This window comes from Streptomyces sp. NPDC092296 (assembly GCF_044755465.1).
In the GTDB taxonomy this organism is placed as follows: domain Bacteria; phylum Actinomycetota; class Actinomycetes; order Streptomycetales; family Streptomycetaceae; genus Peterkaempfera.
This window is the reverse complement of sequence record NZ_JBIVRB010000022.1, coordinates 20,783-38,123: the sequence shown is the minus strand read 5'-3', so window position 1 is coordinate 38,123 and position 17,341 is coordinate 20,783. Positions and strand designations below refer to the sequence as shown.

The 17,341-nt window shown below is 73.9% G+C and carries 16 protein-coding genes; 15 read left to right on the top strand and 1 reads right to left on the bottom strand.

What is annotated here, in order from left to right:
- The first annotated feature begins 38 nt into the window (after window positions 1-38).
- Genes ACIQGZ_RS28255 through ACIQGZ_RS28235 form a run of 5 tightly spaced genes read left to right on the top strand, consistent with a single transcriptional unit; the run spans window position 39 to window position 5,010 of the window.
- A complete protein-coding gene (locus ACIQGZ_RS28255; protein ID WP_402607218.1) occupies window positions 39-1,070 on the top strand; it encodes a 3-oxoacyl-ACP synthase III family protein in 1,032 nt (343 codons plus the stop codon).
- A 4-nt stretch (window positions 1,071-1,074) separates the two neighbouring features.
- Entirely contained in the window at window positions 1,075-2,943 is a 1,869-nt protein-coding gene (locus ACIQGZ_RS28250) for an HAD-IIIC family phosphatase (RefSeq protein WP_402607216.1), read from the top strand.
- Complete coding sequence (locus tag ACIQGZ_RS28245) at window positions 2,940-3,167, top strand: acyl carrier protein (protein ID WP_402607213.1); 228 nt, start codon at window positions 2,940-2,942, stop codon at window positions 3,165-3,167. The genes ACIQGZ_RS28250 and ACIQGZ_RS28245 overlap by 4 nt, the downstream gene beginning before the upstream one ends.
- A complete protein-coding gene (locus tag ACIQGZ_RS28240) occupies window positions 3,164-3,928 on the top strand; it encodes a 2-oxo acid dehydrogenase subunit E2 (protein ID WP_402607211.1) in 765 nt (254 codons plus the stop codon). Before ACIQGZ_RS28245 ends, ACIQGZ_RS28240 begins: the two co-directional genes overlap by 4 nt.
- Window positions 3,925-5,010, top strand: coding sequence for an alpha/beta hydrolase (locus tag ACIQGZ_RS28235; protein WP_402607209.1), 1,086 nt, complete (start codon window positions 3,925-3,927; stop codon window positions 5,008-5,010). Before ACIQGZ_RS28240 ends, ACIQGZ_RS28235 begins: the two co-directional genes overlap by 4 nt.
- Before the next feature lie 18 nt (window positions 5,011-5,028).
- Here the strand turns inward: ACIQGZ_RS28235 and ACIQGZ_RS28230 are convergent, their stop codons facing one another.
- Window positions 5,029-5,757, bottom strand: coding sequence for a TetR/AcrR family transcriptional regulator (locus tag ACIQGZ_RS28230; protein ID WP_402607207.1), 729 nt, complete (start codon window positions 5,755-5,757; stop codon window positions 5,029-5,031).
- A gap of 79 nt (window positions 5,758-5,836) precedes the next feature.
- Between ACIQGZ_RS28230 and ACIQGZ_RS28225 the strand changes: the two genes are divergently transcribed.
- From ACIQGZ_RS28225 to ACIQGZ_RS28180, 10 genes are all read left to right on the top strand, one after another.
- Window positions 5,837-7,294 (top strand): DHA2 family efflux MFS transporter permease subunit, encoded by a 1,458-nt coding sequence (locus ACIQGZ_RS28225; RefSeq protein ID WP_402607205.1) that lies wholly within the window; start codon window positions 5,837-5,839, stop codon window positions 7,292-7,294.
- A gap of 91 nt (window positions 7,295-7,385) precedes the next feature.
- Window positions 7,386-8,429 carry an LLM class flavin-dependent oxidoreductase gene (locus ACIQGZ_RS28220; protein WP_402607203.1) on the top strand — a complete coding sequence of 348 codons (1,044 nt, stop codon included), beginning with the start codon at window positions 7,386-7,388 and terminating at the stop codon, window positions 8,427-8,429.
- A 57-nt stretch (window positions 8,430-8,486) separates the two neighbouring features.
- Complete coding sequence (locus tag ACIQGZ_RS28215; protein ID WP_402607200.1) at window positions 8,487-10,142, top strand: ABC transporter substrate-binding protein; 1,656 nt, start codon at window positions 8,487-8,489, stop codon at window positions 10,140-10,142.
- 14 nt (window positions 10,143-10,156) lie between these two features.
- Window positions 10,157-11,122, top strand: a complete 966-nt coding sequence (locus tag ACIQGZ_RS28210; RefSeq protein ID WP_402607198.1) for an ABC transporter permease — start codon at window positions 10,157-10,159, stop codon at window positions 11,120-11,122.
- Window positions 11,119-11,988 (top strand): ABC transporter permease, encoded by an 870-nt coding sequence (locus ACIQGZ_RS28205; RefSeq protein ID WP_402607196.1) that lies wholly within the window; start codon window positions 11,119-11,121, stop codon window positions 11,986-11,988. Before ACIQGZ_RS28210 ends, ACIQGZ_RS28205 begins: the two co-directional genes overlap by 4 nt.
- A complete protein-coding gene (locus tag ACIQGZ_RS28200) occupies window positions 11,985-13,712 on the top strand; it encodes a dipeptide ABC transporter ATP-binding protein (RefSeq protein ID WP_402607194.1) in 1,728 nt (575 codons plus the stop codon). Before ACIQGZ_RS28205 ends, ACIQGZ_RS28200 begins: the two co-directional genes overlap by 4 nt.
- A gap of 65 nt (window positions 13,713-13,777) precedes the next feature.
- Window positions 13,778-14,965: an acyltransferase family protein gene (locus ACIQGZ_RS28195; RefSeq protein ID WP_402607192.1), complete on the top strand. Its 1,188-nt coding sequence runs from the start codon at window positions 13,778-13,780 to the stop codon at window positions 14,963-14,965.
- Window positions 14,962-16,185 carry a cytochrome P450 gene (locus ACIQGZ_RS28190; RefSeq protein WP_402607190.1) on the top strand — a complete coding sequence of 408 codons (1,224 nt, stop codon included), beginning with the start codon at window positions 14,962-14,964 and terminating at the stop codon, window positions 16,183-16,185. Before ACIQGZ_RS28195 ends, ACIQGZ_RS28190 begins: the two co-directional genes overlap by 4 nt.
- Before the next feature lie 40 nt (window positions 16,186-16,225).
- The gene (locus tag ACIQGZ_RS28185) at window positions 16,226-16,420 is read left to right on the top strand and encodes a ferredoxin (RefSeq protein WP_402607188.1); all 195 of its coding nucleotides are present in this window, start codon (window positions 16,226-16,228) and stop codon (window positions 16,418-16,420) included.
- The gene (locus ACIQGZ_RS28180) at window positions 16,417-17,325 is read left to right on the top strand and encodes an alpha/beta hydrolase (RefSeq protein ID WP_402607186.1); all 909 of its coding nucleotides are present in this window, start codon (window positions 16,417-16,419) and stop codon (window positions 17,323-17,325) included. Before ACIQGZ_RS28185 ends, ACIQGZ_RS28180 begins: the two co-directional genes overlap by 4 nt.
- Window positions 17,326-17,341: the final 16 nt, after the last annotated feature.

Sequence of the window (17,341 nt, the reverse complement as noted above, 5' to 3'; positions counted from 1 at the left end):
CGCACGGACGTCACCCACCTTCCGAGGAGATGCGGCTCATGACGGGTCGGGAAGTGTACCTACGGTCTGCGGCGTCCGCGCTGCCGGGCACGGCCGTGGACAACGCCGCGCTGGCCGCGCGGTTCGGTATGGACCCGCTGTGGGAGCAGTGGGTGGAGGTGTTCATCGGCACCAAGTCCCGCCATCTGGCGCTGGACCTGGAGTCCGGGAAGCTCACCGACTCGCTGGCGGACCTGGCCACCGAGGCGGGCGGCCGGGCGCTGACGGCCGCCGGTCTCGGGCCCGGCGACGTGGACGCGGTGGTGCTGGGCACGGCGACCCCGGACCAGCTGATGCCGGCGACGGTCAATGTCGTCGCGGACCGGCTGGGCATCGACGGGGTGCGCAGCTTCCAGCTCCAGTCGGGGTGCTCGGGCGCGGTGCAGGCGCTGGACGTCGCCCGGCAGCTGCTGCTGGGCGGGAGCGCCCGCACGGTGCTGGCGCTGGGCGGGGACGTGATCGCGCGCTTCTACGACCTGGACACGGATCTGCGCCGGACGGCCCCGGCGGAGCTGGTCAACTATGTGCTGTTCGGGGACGCGGCGGGCGCCGCGGTGCTCTCCCTGGACCCGGCGCCGGGCGCGGCGGCGGTTCGTACGCTGTTCACCCGGCTGGTCGGACTGGGCCGGGCGCCCGGCGCGGTCCTGGAGTGGTTCGGCCCCGCCGACCGGGACAGCGACCGGCCGGCGGCGACCGAGGACTACAAGGCGATCGAGCAGCATGTGCCCCGGATGACCGGCGAGGTGCTGGCGGAGCTGCTGGACGGGCTCGGCTGGCAGCCGGGCGATGTCGATCTGCTGCTGCCGCCGCAGCTGTCCGGCCGGATGACCCGGCTGATCACCGAGGGGCTGGCGCTGCCGGGCGCCGAGGCCGTCTCGTGTGTGGACGAGGCCGGCAACTGCGGCAACGCGATCGTCTTCCTCCAGCTGGAGCAGGCGTTGGGCCGACTGGCCGCCGGCCGGCGGGCGGTGGGGATCTCCATCGAGTCAAGCAAGTGGCTCAAGGCGGGCTTCGCCCTGGAAGGGGTCTGAGAGCGTGAGCGAGGCACTGGCGGCGCTGCTGCGTCAAGGCGTGCTGGCCGAGGAGTACCCGGCCGTGCGCGCCCTGCTGGCGGAGCTGTCCGACGAGGAGCTGGTACGGGCGGGCCGGCTGCTGGCCCGGGTCGACCCGGCGGCGGTGCTGGCCGCGCACCCCGGGACGCCCGCGCCGGTGATCGCGGTGACCGGGCACGGCACGCTCTCCGCGCTGATCCCGGCGCTCACCGTGGAGCTGGCCCGGCACGGGCTGCTCGCGCGGCTGCACCAGGGGGACTTCGACGGCTGGGTCTTCGACCTGGTCGACCCGGCGAGCGGGCTGTACGCCGCCCGGCCGGACTTCGCGCTCTGCGTCCTCGACCCGGCGGTGGTCGAGGACGAACTGCCGCTGCCGTGGCGGGTGGCGGACGTGGAGCGGGTGCTGACCGAGAAGCTGGACCTGGTCGAGCGGGCGGCGGAGGTCTTCGCCGGCGCCGCCGAGGGGGCCACCCTGGTGCTCAACACCCTGCCGCTGCCCCGGTCGCTGGCCGCCCAGCTGCTGGACCTGGGCTCGCGCAGCCGGCTCGGCGTGGTGTGGCGGGAGGCCAACGCGCGGCTGCTGCGGCTCGCGGAGCGCGGGTCCGGGGTGGTGACGGTGGATCTCGATCCGCTGCTGGCGGGCGGCGTCGCGGCGCAGGACGTCCGGCAGAGCGTGTACGCGAAGGCGCACCTGTCCGACGGGCTGCTCACCGCCTACGCCCGCGAGGTGGGCCAGCTGGCCCGCCGGACGGCGGGCGGGGTGAAGAAGGTGCTGGCGCTGGACCTGGACGACACCGTGTGGGGCGGGGTGCTCGGGGAGGTCGGCGCCGAGGGGATCGAGGTGGCGGGCGGCTACCGGGGGGAGGCCTTCCGGCGGTTCCAGCGGGTGGTCCGCCAGCTGGCCTCGCAGGGCGTCCTGCTCGCCGCCGTCTCCAAGAACGACCGGGAGCCGGTGGTGAAGACCCTGCGCGACCACCCTGAGCTGACACTGCGTGAGCCGGACTTCGTACAGATCCGGGCCAACTGGCGCCCCAAGCACGAGAACCTGGTCGAGCTGGGTGCGGATCTGAACCTCGCCCCGGACAGCTTCGTCTTCGTCGACGACAGCGCCTTCGAATGCGGCCTGGTCCGGCGTGAGCTGCCGGGCGTGGCGGTGGTGCGGGTCGGGGAGGAGCCGGCGCTGCACGTCGAGCGGCTGCTGCGCGAGGGGTGGTTCGACGTGCCCGAGCTGACCTCGGAGGATCTGGCGCGGCCCGCCCGCTACCGCGAGGAGCGGGCCCGGCGGGACTTCCTGCACACCTTCGACTCGCTGGACGGGTACCTGCGCGAGCTGGACCTGTCGGTGGCGGTGGGGCCGGCCGAGGCGGCGCAGTTCGGGCGGGTCTCGCAGCTCACCCTGCGGACCAACCAGTTCAACCTCACCACCGAGCGGCTCGGGTCGGCCGAGGTCCGCGCCCTGGTCGAGGACCCGGCCGCGCGGGTGCTGACCGTTGCCGCCGGCGACCGGTTCGGTGACCACGGGCTGGTCGGCGCCGTGCTGCTGCGGCGCGAGGCGGAGGTGCTGCACATCGAGAACTTCCTGCTGAGCTGCCGGGTGTTCTCGCGCGGCATCGAGCAGGCCGTACTGCACGCCGTGCTGCGCCACGCGTTCGAGGACGGCGCCGCCGAGGTGCGCGCGGTGTACCGGCGCTCCGCCAAGAACGGCAAGGTCGCGGACTTCTATCCGCGCGCGGGGTTCGAGACCGTCGAGGCCGACGACGCCGCGGCGGTCTTCCGGTACGCCGCAGGACCGCTGCCCGCGCCCGCCGGGCACATCCGTCTGACCGCTCACTTCGGAGAGGAGACCCCGTGAAGACCGTCGATGACTTCGTCACGCTGCTGCGCGACGAGCTCGCACTGCCCGTCACGGCCGAGGACCTGGGGCGCGGGCTGGACACCGTGGAGTCATGGGACTCGGTGCAGCTGCTCGCCCTGTGCACGATCCTGGAGCGCGAGACCGGGCGCTCGCTGCCGCTGGCGGCGGTGCTGGAGGCGGCCAGCCTGGGGGACGTGTACCGGTTGGCGGTGGCGCCGTGACGTCCGGTCCGGGGCGGCCGCTCCCCCGCCAGCGTCGGCACACCCTGTTCTTCCTGGAGGTGGTCCGGGACTTCTCGCCGGTCTTCCTGGACACCGAGGTCGACATGGGCCGGGTCCTCGCGCACCGCGCGGCGGCGCTGGAGAGCGAAGGGGTGCGGTACTCGACTACGGCGTACGTCCTGCTGGCGGCGGGGCAGGTGCTGGCCAAGCACCCGGACGCCAACGCGGCGGTGGCCGGCGGCGGCCGGCGGCTGCGGATCGCGCACTACCCCTTCGTCCACGGCAAGTTGACGCTGGACCGGACCCTGGGGGGCCGGCGGGTGGTGCTCGGCACGGTCGTGCCCAATGTGCACGAGGCCGGGCTCTCCGAGGTGCAGGCGCATCTGGCGCGGGTGCGGGACGCGGACCCGGAGTCGCTGCCGGACTTCGAGGGGGTGCGCCGGCTGCACCGGGCGTCCTGGGGCAAGGGCCGGCGGGCGTTCCGCCGGGCGGCGGCCTCGCTGGAGCTGCGGCCGCGGCTGAACGGGACCTTCGCGGTGACCTCGCTGGGCCACCGGGCGGTCGACTCCTTCCACTCGGTCGGCGGTACCACCACCACGTTCGGCGTCGGCCGGGTGCGGGAGCGGGCCGTCGTCCGGGACGGCCGGGTGGTGGTGGCTCCGGTGCTGCGGCTGAGTCTCGCCTTCGACCACCGGGCGATCGACGGGGCGGAGGCGGCCGATGTGCTGACCGAGGTGAAGGAGGCGCTGGAAAACGTATGAACGACCTGGCCGAGCTGAAGAACTTCGTGGTCGCGCACACCCATGCGCAGGGCCTGTCACCCGACCACTACAACCCGCTGCTGGAGCGCATCCGGCACGACGAGAACGGAACACCGGGCTCCTGGGTCCGCGAGTGGTCGGCGGCGGGCGACCGGCTGGCGGCCGAGGGGGCGCTGCTGGACGCCTGTGTGCACTACAACATGGCCCGCTTCCCGTTTGTGGACGGCACCGCCCGGCAGGAGGCGCTGGAACGCTGCACCGCCGCGTTCGACGCCTGGCGGGCGCAGTTCCCGGCGGTGCGGCGGCTGGATGTGGAGCTGGACGGCGGACGGGTGCGCTGCTGGACGGCGGGGCTGGACGCGGCGGACCCCAAGCCGCTGCTGGTGATGGTCGGCGGCATCGTCTCGATCAAGGAGCAGTGGGCGCCGGTCCTGCTCCAGCTCGGCGCGCTCGGCTTCGCCGGGGTGGTCACCGAGATGCCGGGGGTCGGCGAGAACACCCTGCCGTACGAGGCGGACAGCTGGCGGATGTTCTCCGCCGTCCTGGACGCGGTCGGCGACCGGGCCGACACCGCGCACACCTATGCGCTGGCGCTGAGCTTCAGCGGCCATCTGGCGCTGCGGGCCGCCCTGCACGACTCGCGGATCAGCGGTGTGGCGGGCGCCGGGACCCCGGTGCGCGACTTCTTCACCGACCCGGGGTGGCAGCGGGAGGTGCCCCGGGTGACCACCGACACGCTCGCCCAGCTGACCGGTAGCAAGCCCGGCGAGGTCTACGGGCTGATCCGCGACTGGGCGCTGGCCCCGGAGGAGTTGGAGGCGCTGCGGATTCCGGTGGCCCATGTGACCAGTCTGCGCGACGAGATCATCCCGCCGGGCGACGCCCGGTTGCTGCGGGAGCGGGTCCGGGGCATCCGGTTGCTCGCCCATGACGATGTGCACGGGTCGCCGCTGCACTTCGCGCAGACCCGCCTGTGGATGCTGCTGTCGGTGCTGCGGATGCGCGGCGGCGCCGGGGAGCAGCGGACCGCGCTGACGCGGGAGTTCGCCCGGCTGCGGTACGGGCGGGGGGACCGGTCGTGACCGGCGGGCCGGCGGGGCTCAGCCGCTGACCCCTGGGCCGCTGGTCTGCGGGCCGGGGGCGGGGGCGGCGCCGGCCGGGGCGTCGCCAGTTGACGCGTCGGGGCCGAAGGCCCGCAGGAAGGTGTCGACGCCCGCCGCGACGACCTTCGCGACCTCGGCCGGGTCCAGCGGCCGGGTGCCGAGCGCGCTCATGCCCGGCAGGTCCTCGTAGACCAGGGCGATGAACTGGTTGGCGGCGCGGACCGGGTCCTCGATCCGCAGGTGTCCGGCGTTCGCCAGCCGGGCGAGCCGGCCCGCCAGGGCCTCGGTGAACTGGTTGGGTCCGCTGGCCCGGACCGCGTCGTAGAGGTCGGGGAAGCGCACCGCCTCCGCGTACAGCAGTCGGCGGACGGATTCGGACTGCTCGTCGCAGTAGCAGTCGACGAGCTTGCGCGCGACGCCCTCCAGCCCGGGGCGCAGCTCCTGCGGGTCGTTGGGGAAGGCCGTGAGCACCTCCAGGGTCTTGGCGTTGGACCGGGCGGCGGTCTCCGTCATGACGTGCCGGAAGAGGTTCTCCTTCGAACCCAGGTGGTTGTAGATCGTCGGCTTGGAGACGCCCGCCTCGGCGGCGATCACGTCAAGGCTCGCCTGTGCGTAGCCGACCTGGGCGAAGACCCGCAGCGCGGCCTCCTCGATCGCCCGGCGCTTGTCCATCCGCCCCCGGTCCGCCGGGCCTCCCGCTGTCTGCGCGCTCTCGCCAACACTCATGCGCCCATGCTACCGTCCCAGCCACGGAATTTAACTACCCAGTTAAATGCTCTGGGTGGAGTGGTTAAAGGGAGTTACCGTGTCTGATACAAAGGCGGCGGCGGGCGGGCCGGCCCGGCTCGACGCCGCGTTGCTCACGCTCGTCGGCGTCATGGTGCTCGGCGGGATGATGTCGTACCTCGACGCGACCATCGTCAACGTCGGCATCAGCACCCTCGGGGGTCACTTCCGGGCGACCCTCGCCACCATCGAGTGGGTCACCACCGGCTATCTGCTCGCGGTGGCCCTGTCCATCCCGCTGGCCGGCTGGGCGCTGGCCCGCTTCGGGGCCAAGCGCATGTGGCTGCTGGGGCTGACGGTGTTCCTGCTCGGCTCCACGCTGTGCGCCTTCGCCTGGAACGCGGAGAGCCTGATCGCCTTCCGGGTGGTGCAGGGCCTCGGCGGCGGCATGGTCGACCCGATCATGATGACCGTCGTCGCGGGCGCCGCCGGGCCCGCCCGGATCGGCCGGGTGATGGGCCTGGTCTCCGTCCCGATCACCCTGGGACCGGTGGTCGGCCCGATCGTCGGCGGCCTGCTGCTCGACAACTTCTCCTGGCAGTGGATGTTCCTGGTGAACGTCCCCTTCGCGCTCGCCGCGATCATCCTGGCGATCCGGGTGCTGCCCGCCGACCCGCCGCGCAGCGGCGACCCGGTCCCGCTGGACGCGCTCGGTGTGGCACTGCTCTCCCCCGGCTTCGCCGCCATCGTCTACGCCCTGTCGCAGGCCGGGGAAGGCGGCTTCGGCAGCGCCCGGGTGATCGTCGGGCTGGTCGTGGGCATCGCGCTCTTCGCCGGGTACGGCGCGCACGCGCTGCGTACGGCCAAGACGCCGCTGCTGGATCTGCGGCTCTTCGCCAGCAAGGGGTTCAGCGCGAGCGTGGCCACGATGTTCCTGCTCGGCGGCGGACTGTTCTCGCTGCTCTTCCTGCTGCCGCTGTACTACCAGCAGGTGCACGGCCACAGCGTGCTGGAATCGGGCCTGCTGCTCGCCCCGCTGGGGTTCGGCACCCTGATCGGCATGCCGGTGGCGGGCAATCTGACTGACAAGTACGGCGCCCGGCGGCTGGTGCCCGTCGGCGCCCTGCTCATCGGGGCCGGCGCGCTGGTCTTCACCGGGTCGGACGCCGGCACCTCCCAGCTGGCCCTGACCGCCGCCCAGCTGGCGGCCGGCTTCGGCATGGGCCTGGTCGGCGCCCCCACCATGGGGTCGGTCTACAAGACCGTGCCCGGTGACGCCGTCGGCGGAGCCACCGGAGCGGTCTTCATCCTCAACCAGATCGGCGCCTCGCTCGGCATCGCCGTGGTCGCGCTGATCCTCCAGGGCGACGGCTCCCACCCGACCCCGACCGCCGCCTCGTTCGGGAACGCCTTCTGGTGGCCCGTCGCGGCGGCCGTCGTGGTCTTCGGCGCCGGGCTGCTCCTGCCGGGCAAGCCCCAGCCGGCCCCGGCGGAGCCGGTCGAGGCGCCGGCCGAACCGGTCTCCGACCACGCCTGAGCCCCGCAGCTCCCCGCCCGCGCACCTCGCCCTTCCCCGCCCGTGCGCCGCCGGACCCCGATCCGGCGGCGCACACTCCCGGAGGCGTCCGATGACCCGAAATGCCGACATCCCCCTGTCCGTCCTCGATGTGGTGCCCGTCTTCGACGGCGGCTCCGCCACCCAGGCCCTGCGTGACACCGTGGCGCTCGCCCCCCACATCGAGGAGCTGGGCTTCCTGCGCTACTGGGTGGCCGAGCACCACAGCACCCCGAGTCTGGCCACCTCGGCCCCCGGGGTGCTCGCCGGCAGCATCGCCGCCGCCACCACCACCCTGCGGGTGGGCTCCGGCGGGGTGCTGCTGCCCAACCACGCGCCGCTGGTGGTGGCGGAGCAGTTCGGCACGCTCGAAGCGCTGTACCCCGGCCGGGTCGACCTCGGCCTCGGCCGCGCCCCGGGCACCGATCCGCTGACCGCCCGCGCGCTGCGCCGCGTACCCGACCGCGGCCAGGACGACTTCCCCCGCCAGGTCGGCGAACTGCTGGGCTACTTCCCGCCCCGGGACGCCAACGCCCTGATCACGGCCGTACCGGCGGCGGACGGCGGCCCCGACGCATGGATACTCGGGTCGAGCCTGGCGAGCGCCCAGCTGGCCGGCTCGCTGGGGCTGCCGTACGCCTTCGCGCACCAGATCAACCCGCAGGCCACCGCGCACGCCCTGGAGCGGTACCGCGCGTCCTTCCGGCCCTCCGCCCGGCTGGAGCGGCCCCGGACCCTGATCTCCGTCCTGGTCACCGTCGCCGGGAGCGACCAGGAAGCCTGGCAGGTGGCCGCGCCCTACCTGCTCGGGAAGATAGCGATGCGGACCGGACAGCACTTCGACGCCTTCCCGTCCCCGCAGACCGCCGCCGCGTACCCGTACAGCCCCGGGGAGCGGCAGTTCCTGGACGAGCTGGCCGCGCCCCAGCTGATCGGCGGGCCCGCGACCGTACGGGACAAGCTGACCGCCCTGGTGGCGCGCACCGGCGCCGACGAGCTGATGGCGCTCACGGTCCTCCCCCGGCAGGACGAGCGGCTGCGCTCCTTCGCGCTGCTCGCGGAGGCCGCGCGGGGGGTGCGGCCGGGCTCCGCCGAAGGGGTTTCAGTCCGGCTTTAGACCGGGCCGCGAGAGTACCCGAAACCCCGCATCCCCGTTGTCGCGTCCGGAGTTCGAATGCACCCCCGTCGTACCGCCCGCCGTACCGCCCGCCGTACCGCCCTGCTCGCCGCCCTCGTCCTCGCCGGCGCCACCGCCACCGCCTGCGGCAGCGAAGGCCACACCACCTCCGCCGCCGACACGGCGCCGCGCTCCGGCGGCAGCCTGACCTACGCCGAACACCAGGAGCCCGACTGCTGGGACCCGCACGCCAGCGCCCAGGACGTGACCGCCTTCGCCCAGCGCCCGGTCTTCGACTCGCTCGTCTACCAGACCCCCACCGGGGAGCTGGAACCCTGGCTGGCGTCGTCCTGGACGACGGCCGAGGGCGGCAAGGTCTACCGCTTCACCCTCCGGCAGGACGTCACCTTCCAGGACGGCAAGCCGTTCGACGCGGCGGCGGTCAAGGCCAACTTCGACCACATCACCGCCAAGGCGACGCAGTCGCAGTACGCGGCGGGCCTGCTCGGGCCGTACGTGGGCACCAAGGCGACCGGGAAATACACGGTGGAGGTGCGCTTCAGCCGCCCCTACGCCCCGTTCCTCCAGGTGGCCAGCACCGCCTACCTGGGGATGGCCTCCCCCGCCTCGCTCACCGACGGCGAGGCCAAGCTGTGCACCGGAGCGGACTCGGTGGGGACGGGCCCCTTCAAGGTCACCGGATACACCCGGGGCCAGCAGCGCGTCTACACCAGGAACGCCGCGTACAACTGGGCCCCCAAGGGAGCGCAGCAGCAGGGACCGGCCCGGCTGTCGTCCTTCACGCTGCGCTTCATCACCGAGGACGCCACCCGGGTCGGCGCCCTGACCGCCGAACAGGTCGACGCGGCCGACGCCGTACCGGCCAACCAGAGCGCCCTGGTGACCCGCAACCCCCGGCTGTCCATCGTCACCAAGGACATCCCCGGCGCGGTCGACACCTTCTACCTGAACACCCGCAGCCCGCTCTTCTCCGATGTGCGCGCGCGGCGGGCCTTCCAGCGCGCCATCGACCTGGACGCACTGGTGGCGTCGGTGTTCCAGGGCACCGGCACCCGCGCCTGGAGCACCCTCTCCCCCAGCACACCGCACAGCTACGACCAGGCGCTGGAGCAGAGCTGGCCCTATGACCGCGCCCTGGCGGGCCGGCTGCTGGACGAGGCGGGCTGGACGGGCCGGGACTCGGCGGGCTACCGCACCAAGGACGGCAAGCGCCTCACCGTCGTCGCCCCGGTCTACGGCAAGCCCACCGTCTTCTCGCAGGCCGTCCAGGGCGACCTGAAGAAGGCCGGCATCTACCTGGACCTGGCCGCCTCCACGGACGCCGCGCAGGTCTCCTCCCAGCTGACCGGGGGACGCTACGACGTGGTCGAGACGTCCTGGGCGCGCGGCGACGGCGACATCCTCAGCAGCTTCTTCCTCTCCACCGAGAGCTCCGCGGGCGGCGGCCACAACTTCGCCCGGGTGGCCGACCCCCAGGTGGACGCCTGGCTGAAGGAGGCGCAGCGCGCCGCCACGCCCGACCAGCGCGCCGCGTACTACGCCAAGGTGCAGAAGTGGACGATCGACCAGGCGGTCGTGGTGCCCGCGTACGTCTCCAAGGCGTCGGTCGGCGTGAACAAGAGGGTGCACGACCTGCGGCTCTCCATCGCCGCCTGGCCCGAGCTCTACGGCGCCTGGGTCGAGGGCCGCTGATGCCCGGTCCACGTGTGTCGGGTCCCCACCTGTACGGCCCGGCCCGGACCCTCGCGGTCCGGGCCGGGGCGGCCGTCCTGGTGGTGTGGGGCGCCACCAGCTGCGCCTTCCTGGCGCTGCAACTCGTCCCCGGCGACCCGGTGAACGCCATCATCGGGTCCAACGCGCTGGTGAGCGCGGAGCAGCGGGAGCAGATCAGGACCCACTACGGCCTGGACCGGCCGCTGCTCACCCAGTACGGGGCGTACCTCAGGCGGCTGGTCTCCGGTGAGCTGGGCGACTCCTACCAGCTCCAGCAGCCCGTCTCCTCCCTGCTCGCGGCGCAGCTCCGGCCGACCGCCGAGCTCGCCTTCTGGTCGTCGCTGCTGGCGGTGGTCCTGGCGGCGGTGGTCACCGTGGCCACCTCGGGGCGGGCCCGCTGGCCGCGCCGGGTGTCGGGAGTGGTGGAGCTGGTCGTCGTCTCCACGCCGTCCTTCTGGCTCGGCATCATGCTGCTGACGGTCTTCTCCTTCCGGTTGGGCTGGCTGCCCGTCTCCGACAGCGGGGACGCCCGGTCGCTGATCCTGCCGGTGGTCACCCTGGCGCTGCCGATCGCCGCCGTGCTGGCGCAGGTCATGCGGGAGGGGCTGCTGACCGCGCTGGAGCAGCCGTTCACCCTGACGGCCCGTTCGCGCGGCCTGGCCGAGCGCACCGTGCGCTCCCGGCATGCGCTGCGCCATGCGGCGCTGCCCGCGCTGACCCTCGCCGGGTGGTTCACCGGGACGCTGCTCGGCGGAGCGGTGGTGGTGGAGAACGTCTTCGCGCGGTCCGGGGTCGGGCGGCTCACCCTCCAGGCGGTCAGTGATCGCGACATGCCGGTGGTCCAGGGCGTGGTGGCGCTGTCGGCGGTGGTGTTCGTGCTGGTGAGTGCGGTGATCGAGGTGCTGTACGCGGTCGTGGACCCCCGGCTGCGCAAGGGGACGGGAGTGGTCGCGGCATGACGAGGCAACCAGTGCGGACCGGGGTGGCGCTCCCCCTCGTCGGCCGTCGGCGGGGCGGCGGCACCAGCCCCGGGGTGGTGCTCGCCGGGGTGCTGCTGGCCCTGATCCTGCTGGCCGCCCTCGCTCCGTCGCTGCTCGCCGGCGGCGGTCCGGGCGACACCGATCCGGTGCACGCGTTGCAGCCGCCGGGCGCGGGGCACTGGTTCGGCACCGACCAGCTCGGGCGCGATGTGCTCACCCGGGTGGTGTACGGCGCCCGCTACTCGCTGGCCATCGGGGCGGCGGCGACGGGCGCCGGGGTGGCGCTGGCCGGGGTCTGGGGGCTGGCGGCGGCGCTGTCGGGGCGGTTCGGGGACGCGGTGCTGATGCGCGCGGCGGACACGCTGCTGGCGCTTCCCGGGCTGCTGCTGGCGCTGATGGTCGTCCTGGTCACCGGGAAGGGCGTCCTGGGGGCTACCATCGCCGTCGCGGTGGGCACCGCCCCGGGGTTCGCCCGGGTGGTGCGGGCCCAGGCGCTGATCGTCCGGCGTTCCGGCTATGTCGAGTCGGCGGTGGGGCTGGGGGTGCGGCGCCCGCTGATCGTGCTCCGGCACGTCCTGCCCAACACCTTCGGGCCGCTGCTCGTGCTGGCCACCGTCACCCTGGGCGCGTCCATCTCCACCGGGGCGGCGCTCAGCTATCTGGGCCTGGGCGCCCAGCCGCCCACGCCCGAGTGGGGCGCCATGCTGACCGAGGGTCAGGGCTTCCTCCAGCAGGCATGGTGGATCGCGCTCTTCCCCGGCCTGCTGCTGGTGGGCACCGTTCTGGCGGTCACGGTGGTGGGCCGCCACGCACAGGCACGAGCCGAAGGACGGACCGTTCGATGACCGCCAGATCTCCCGAGAGCGCGGCCGTTCCGGCGGCCGTCACCCCGGCCACTGTCACCCCGGCGGCCGTCACCCCCACCGAGGCGCCCCCCACCGAGGCGCCCCCGGCCGGGGTGCCGCTGCTCGATGTGGCGGGGCTCGACGTACGGTTCGGCACCGGCGCCGGGGCCGTGCACGCGGTGCGCGGGGCGGCGTTCAGCCTGGACGCGGGCCGGTGCCTGGCGATCGTCGGCGAATCGGGTTCGGGCAAGAGCGCCCTGGCCCGGAGCCTGCTGGGGCTGGCCGGCCCGACCGCACAGGTCACCGCCGAACGGCTGCGGATCTCCGGCCGCGAGGCCCGGGACTTCGGCCCGCGCGACTGGCTCGCCGTCCGGGGCCGGCGGATCGGCCTGGTCGCCCAGGACGCCCTGGTGGCCCTCGACCCGCTGCGCCCGGTGGGCCGGGAGATCGCGGAGCCGCTGCTCGCCCACCGGCTCGTGGCCCGGCGCGAGGCCGGGGCGCGGGTGCGGGAGCTGCTGGAACGCGTCGGGGTGCCGGAGCCCGACGAACGGGCCAGGAGCTACGTCCACCAGCTGTCGGGCGGGCTGCGGCAGCGGGCGCTGATCGCCTCGGCGCTCGCCGCCGAGCCCGGGGTGCTGATCGCGGACGAGCCGACCACCGCGCTGGACGCCTCCGTCCAGTCCCGAATACTGGCCCTGCTCGGCACCTTGAAGCGCGGCGGCACCGGCCTGCTGCTGATCAGCCACGACCTGGCCGTGGTCGAGGCGCTGGCGGACGACATCGCGGTGATGAAGGACGGCCGGATCGTGGAGTCCGGACCGGCCGCGCTGGTGCTGGAGCAGCCCCGGCACCCCTACACCCGCGCGCTGCTGGCGGCGGTCCCCGGCAGCCGGCCCCGGCCGGCCGCCCGGCCGGCCGCCCGCCCGGCCGCCACGGGCGAGCCGCTGCTCGACGTGGAGTCGGTGACCAAGGAGTTCAAGGGCCCGCGCGGGGCCCGGCGCACCGCGGTGGACGGGGTGTCCTTCACGCTGCGCGCCGGGGAGACCCTGGGCCTGGTCGGTGAGTCCGGGTCGGGGAAGTCCACCCTCGCCCGGATGGTGCTGGGCCTGGCCGCCCCGGACGGCGGCGCCATCCGGCTGGGCGGCGAGCCGTGGAGCGCGGTGCGCGAACGCGACCGGCGCGGGCGGCGGCACACCGTGCAGCTCGTCCCGCAGGACCCGCTGAGCGCCTTCGACCCGCGCTGGACGGTGGCGCGGATCGTCGGCGAGGCGCTGGCCAGCACCGGCGTGGCCCGGCCGGAGCGGCGGGACCGTACCGTGCGGCTGCTGGAGCGGGTCGGGCTGTCGCGGGAGCACCTGGACCGCCGGCCGCTCGCCCTGTCCGGTGGGCAGCGGCAGCGGGTCGCCCTGGCGCGGGCCCTGGCCCCGGAGCCGAGGCTGCTGGTCTGCGACGAGCCGGTCTCCGCGCTGGACGTGTCCGTACAGGCCCAGGTCCTGGAACTGCTGCGGGAGTTGCAGGAGTCGCTGGGCCTGGCGGCGCTGTTCATCTCGCACGACCTGGCGGTGGTCCGGGAGGTCTGCGCCCGGGTGCTGGTGATGAAGGACGGCCGGATCGTGGAGTCGGGGCCGGTGGAGGAGGTGTACACGGCTCCCTCCCATCCGTACACGCGGGCGCTGCTGGCGGCGGTGCCGCGACGCTCCCGTACAGCGCAAGAGCGGCTTTAGACCCGGCCAATACGCGACTGCGAGCCTCGACGGGCCAGTTTCGGACAAGCCGGAGGTCTTCCTTCATGCCAGGCGCACCAGCAGCGGCACCAGCACCGGAGCGGCCGGGCCTCGCCCGGCTGCCCTCACTGACCGGGATGCGGTTCATCGCGGCCCTGCTCGTCTTCGCGTTCCACACCACCTTTCAGACCCGCTTCCTGACCGGCCGGACGGGCGACGCGCTCAGTGACGTCTTCGGCAACGCCGGTTTCTACGGGGTGACCTTCTTCTTCGTCCTCAGCGGGTTCGTGCTGACCTGGTCGGCCCGGCCGGGTGAGCGCGCGCGGCGGATCTGGCGCCGCCGGCTGGTGAAGATCTTCCCCAACCACCTGGTGACCTTCGCCGCCGCCGCCGTGCTGATGCTCGCCGCCTCCGAGGTGTTCACCGTCAAGGGCACCCTCGCCAACCTCTTCCTGGTGCAGGCGTGGTTTCCCGACATCCAGGTGCCGAACTCCATGAACGCGGTGAGCTGGTCGCTCTCCTGCGAGCTGTTCTTCTATCTGAGCTTCCCGCTGCTGCTGCGGCTGCTCGCCCGGCTGAGCGTGCCCCGGCTGTGGGTGCTCGGCACGGTACTGGCCGCCCTCACCGTCGTCGTACCGTTCCTCAGCTCCCACTTCGTCGGCGGCGCGCACCTGCCGTTCATCGCGGACGGCTCGCTGTCGTTCGGGCAGATCTGGCTCGTGTACTTCTTCCCGCCGGTCAGGGCACTGGAGTTCCTGCTCGGCATGGTGGCCGCCCGGCTCGTGCTGGCCGGCGCGTGGCCCCGGATCGGCCTGCTGCCCGCAGGGCTGCTCGCGATCGGCGGCTATGCGCTCGACTCGTGGGTGCCGTACCTGTACGGGGTCGCGGGCACCGGGGCGCTCTGGCTGACGCCGCTGGTCGCCGCCGCCGCCCGGAGCGACCTGCGGGGCACCCGGTCGCCGTTCCGCGGCCGGGTGCCGGTCCGGCTCGGTGAGCTCTCCTTCGCGTTCTACATGGTGCACGGACTGGTCGTCGGCTACGGGCACCGCTGGCTCGTGGCGGGCAAGGACCGGTCCGACATCGCGGCGACCGGGCTGCTGCTGGCCGCGCTGCTGGTCTGCCTGGCCCTGGCCCAGGCGCTGTTCAGCGGCGTGGAAGTACCGCTCATCCGCCGGTTCAGCGCGCCGCGCCGCACACCGGTGTCCACGACCGCGCCGACCGTTCCCCTCACCGTGGTGGAGGCCAAGCGATGACGGAGACCACCGCCCCCGGCGCCGGGGACACCCGCGCCGTACCCGCCTACCCGCAGGCCCGGGGCTGCCCCTTCCAGCCCCCGGCCGGCTACGACCGGTACCGGGAGGAGGGGCCGGTCTCCCTGGTCGAGCTGTACGACGGCCGCCGGGTGTGGGCCGTCAGCGGCCACACGGAGGCCCGCGAAGTGCTGCTGGACGCGGCCACCTTCTCCTCGGACCGCGTCCACCCGCACTACCCCGCCACCGCCCCGCGCTTCGAGTCCGCGCGCAAGGTCCGCAACTTCATCGGCATGGACCCGCCCGAGCACACCGTCCAGCGGCGCATGCTGCTGTCGCAGTTCACCGTGCGCAAGGTGCAGGCGCTGCGCCCGGGAATCCAGCGGCTCGTCGACGAGCTGATCGACGCCATGGAGGCCAAGGGGCCGACCGCCGACCTGGTACCGGACTTCGCGCTGCCCGTCCCGTCCGTCGTCATCTGCGAACTGCTCGGGGTGCCGTACCAGGACCACGCCTTCTTCGAGCAGCAGTCACGGCGGGTGGTGACCGGGAACACCACGCTGGAGGACAGCGCCGACGCCTTCGGGCAGCTCAGCTCGTACCTGGACGGGCTGATCGGGCGCAAGCAGCGCGAGCCCGGGGACGGGCTGCTGGACACCCTGCTCGCCGAGCAGGTCAGCACCGGGGCGCTGTCGCGCCGCGACCTGGTGGACATCGCGCTGCTGCTGCTGGTCGCCGGGCACGAGACCACCGCGAGCGCCATCGCGCTGGGCGTGCTGACCCTGCTGGAGAACCCGGACCAGCTGGCGGCGCTGCGCTCCGACGGGACGCTGCTGCCGAGCGCGGTGGAGGAACTGCTGCGCTACATGGCGATCGCGGACGGCGTGGCACGGTTCGCGACCACCGACACGGAGCTGGGCGGGCACCGGATCAGGGCCGGCGACGGGGTGATCATCGTCATCTCCGCCGCCAACCGGGACGACGACGCCTTCCCGGTGGCCGACGCCTTCGACGTGGCACGCGGCGCGCGGCACCACATCTCCTTCGGCCACGGCGTCCACCAGTGCATCGGCCAGAACCTGGCCAGGGCCGAGATGGAGATCGCGCTGTCCACACTCTTCCGGCGGCTGCCGGGGCTGCGGCTCGCCGTCCCCGCCGGTGAGCTGCCGGTCAAGGAGGCGGGCGGTGTCCAGGGCATCTGGCGCCTGCCCGTCACATGGTGATCAGAGCCGTCACACGGTGATCAGAAGGGAAACGGAACCCATGCACATCAAGGCCGACACACAGCGGTGTCTGGGCGCGGGTCAGTGCGTCCTGTCCGCGCCCGACCGCTTCGACCAGTCGGACGAGGGCACCGTCCTCGTCCTGCGGGCCGGGGTGGACGGCGCGGCGGAGGAGGCCAGGGTGCGGGAGACCGTGTCCCTGTGCCCCTCCCAGGCGATCGCACTGGAGGCATGAGCGTGCCGGTGGAGGGAAGTCTGGCCGACGCGGTCGCCGCCCACCGGGCGGGGCCGCGTCCGCTGCGCGAACTGCCCGCGATACCGGACGTCACGGCGCGGGAGCGGCGTGTACCGGGGCCGCCGGGCACGCCCGATGTGCTGGTGCGGATCTACCGCCCCAGCGCGGCGCCCGCCGGGCTGCCCGCCGTGCTCTGGATACACGGCGGCGGCTTCGTCCTCGGGAACGTGGACTCGGTCCACCACAGCGCCGCGCAGGCCGCGCTGTACGCCTCCGCCGTGGTGGTCGCGGTGAGCTACCGGCTGGCGCCCGAGCACCCGTTCCCGGCCGGTCTGGACGACTGCTGGGCGGCGCTGGACTGGGTCGCCGGCCACGCCCGCTCGATCGGCGCCGACCCGCTGCGGCTGGCGGTGGCCGGCGCCAGCTCCGGCGGCTGTCTGGCCGCGGGCCTCACCCTGCTGGCCCGGGACCGGGGCGGCCCGGCGCTGTGCTTCCAGCATCTGAGCACCCCGGTCCTGGACGACCGCCTGGCGGGGGCGTCGATGTCCGCGTACCTGGACACCCCCGTCTGGAACCGCCGGCTCGCGGAGGAGAGCTGGCGGCTCTACCTGGGCGCCGGCACCGCCCCCGACGCGGTGCCCGAGTGGGCCGCCCCGGGCCGGGCCGGGGACCTGACCGGGCTGCCGCCCGCGTACCTCTCCACGGCCGGCCTGGACCCGCTGCGCGACGAGGGGCTGCTGTACGGGCTGCGGCTCGCCCAGGCGGGGGTGCCGGTGGAGGTGCACAACTTCCCCGGCGCGTACCACTCGTTCGGCGGGGTGGCGGACCCGGGCGAACAACAGCGGATCGCGGTGGAGCACCTGACCGCGCTGCGGCGCGGGCTGCACCCGGCGGGCCCGGTTTAGAACGCACCAAGGGCGC